The organism is Streptomyces sp. SID14478 (genome assembly GCF_010548525.1).
Lineage (GTDB): Bacteria > Actinomycetota > Actinomycetes > Streptomycetales > Streptomycetaceae > Streptomyces.
On record NZ_JAAGMG010001361.1, the window covers coordinates 1 to 2,381 of the forward strand.

Here is a 2,381-nt window from a genome sequence, read left to right on the forward strand (position 1 = left end):
GCACCGACTCCGGGCACGGCTTCGCGCTGTCCGATCCGGGGGACCGTTTCGAGCGGGCCGCCGAGGCCAACGCGCACCGGGTCATGTCCGGTCGGGCGCCGGACACGGGCGGCGGTGGCGCCGGCCAGGTACAGCGGGCGCCCGGCGCGGGCGGCGCCGAGGCGGTGCAACGCGCCATGAACCCACCGGAGTTGGAGAACGCGGTGGTCTCCCACTACGCGCCGACGAAGGCGGGCGCGGGCGTCGCGCAGAACCTCTCGGTGCAGCGGCCGAGGAAGGTGACCGGCGACGTCCAGAAGACGGGCACGAAGGGCCGGGCCGCCGCCCCCAACCCGATCGCGGTGAAGACGCTCCAGCAGGCCTACAAGGCGCAGGCGCCCGCTCACAAGTGGAAGGTACCGAGCGACGCGGACGTGTGGCGGGACCTGTTCGGCGGGGCCGGCTACGACCGCGGGCACGTCATGGGCCTGGAGGTCGGCGGCGGCGACGTGTCGAAGAACATCGTCCCGCAGTGGTCGCTGAACCAGGGCACCGGCATGTGGCGCACCATCGAGATCGCCCTCGCGAACCTCGACTCCGGCACGGTGGAGTTCGTGGTGCACTACGCGACGGCCTCCGGCAACAGCCGGGCGGTGATGGTGCCGACGCGGATCGACATCTTCCACAGCAGCAAGCCCGGCACCACGTACGAGACCTGGAAGAACGCGCCCGACACGAACGACCTGATCCGGTCGGGCTTCGACCCGAGCGACCTGTTCAACTTCTACGACGACGCCATGGACGAGCTGGGGTACACCGCCGGCAAGGACCTGACGAACGACGAGATGCACGACTTCGCACTCACCGCGCTGGGCAACGACCGGGCCGACATGCTGTCCCAGATCGACTACCACGACAAGGTCGCCCAGGGCGAGGTGCCCGGCGACTCCACCGCGGGCACGCACGCGGAGGGAATGACCCGTACGACGATCCCGGCGGACAAGCGCAAGAAGCTGATCGAGCGGTACGTCGCCCTGGGCCTGATCACCCGGACCGGCACCGGCGACAGCGCCGTCTACAAGCTGGGCAGCACTCCCCCGGTCTCGCCGGACAGCGATTCGAGCTCCAGCAGCAGTTCGGACGTGGACATGGCCGAGGCGTCGCAGGACTCCGATGCGTCGGGACAGCCGTTCCTCAGTCTCGTCCTCGACTCGCAGGGCAGCAGCGACGACGACTACCGGGACGCCATGGAGCACTAGGTGTTCTGCCTTGGGAGGTCCTGGCCGACCGGTGCAGCCGGGGCCGGGGCGGCGACCTGATGTCGGCGTCGCCCGGAGCCCGGCCGCGTGCCGACCACCGTGAAAGGGACAGGACCGTCGAAGAGCCGGATTCCAGCGATGCCGCCGGGCGCGACGCCGCGGCGGTCGAGGACGCCGCCGCCCATCTGCTGGCGCTCCTCAACGGCGAGCACGTCACCGCGCCGGACGAGCGCCTCGCCGCGTGGCGCACGGCGTCGGCCTTCACGGCGTTGGAGGTCACCCTCACCGAACTGGGGCGCTCGCGCCGGCGCCGGATGCAGGCGGAGATCAGCGCGTTCGGCGAGACCAAGAGCGCCGCCGAGTGGGCGGACGACCCGCGCTTCCCGGTCACGGCGCAGATCCTCGTCCAGCGCATCGCCTCCGGCATGCGCGTCACCGACGCCCTCACGCTCCCGGTCACCCGGACCCGCAAGCCGGAGGAACGGGCCTCGCTGCAGGTGCAGTTCCTGGCGCTGTTGCGCACGGGCGACATGGAGGTGCCCGACGCCCGGCAGCGGCTCGGCATCCCGGGTTCGACCCTGGCCTCCTGGATGCGGGGCAACCCCGCCTTCAAGGCGGCCGTGGCGCAGGCCGTCGACGACGGCGCCGCCCGGGCCCAACGGGCCGTCCTGGACCACATCCGGATGGGGTCGACGCTGACGGGAGCCGCGCAGCGCACCGGCGTCCACCCGCGCCGCATCAGTACCTGGCGGCGCGAGGACCCGGCCTTCGTACGGCGACTGGAGGCGGTGCTCGCCACCAGGGGAGGCAGGCGCCGACCGGGCTGAAGGGGTGGCGGCCGCTGCCCGGAACCGGCCCCGGGCAGCGGGTGTTGCACCTGGTTCTGCCCTTGTGGACCTGCCCGGGGCGGCGCGCGGGCGGTAGATCTTGCGGGTCGTCCGGTGGACAGCGATCTGGAGGCCGCCGCATGCGCCTGAGGAAAGAAGACAGCCCGCAGCAGAGCACGTCCGGTGGCGCCGCGCCCCGCAACGCCGATGCGCGCAGCGGAGCGCTGCACCAGGACGCGCGGGTGGTGCCCTCGCCCGCCGCCGTGCCGGCGCTGCAACGCGCGGCAGGCAACGGCGCGGTGGCCCGGATGCTCGG

1 protein-coding gene and 1 pseudogene are annotated in these 2,381 nt (G+C 72.6%); both read left to right on the forward strand.

The annotated features are described in order from the left end of the window. Positions 1-1,238, forward strand: a pseudogene (locus tag G3I40_RS46720) (DNA/RNA non-specific endonuclease); the annotation flags it as partial. Between the two features lie 59 nt (positions 1,239-1,297). Then, positions 1,298-2,065 (forward strand): hypothetical protein, encoded by a 768-nt coding sequence (locus G3I40_RS43430; protein ID WP_164560303.1) that lies wholly within the window; start codon positions 1,298-1,300, stop codon positions 2,063-2,065. The last annotated feature ends 316 nt before the right edge of the window (positions 2,066-2,381 follow it).

What these genes read in the sequence shown, in the direction of transcription:
- G3I40_RS43430 (WP_164560303.1), top strand. Translation starts at nt 1,298, where the DNA reads ATGTCGGCGTCGCCCGGAGCCCGGCCGCGTGCCGACCACCGTGAAAGG.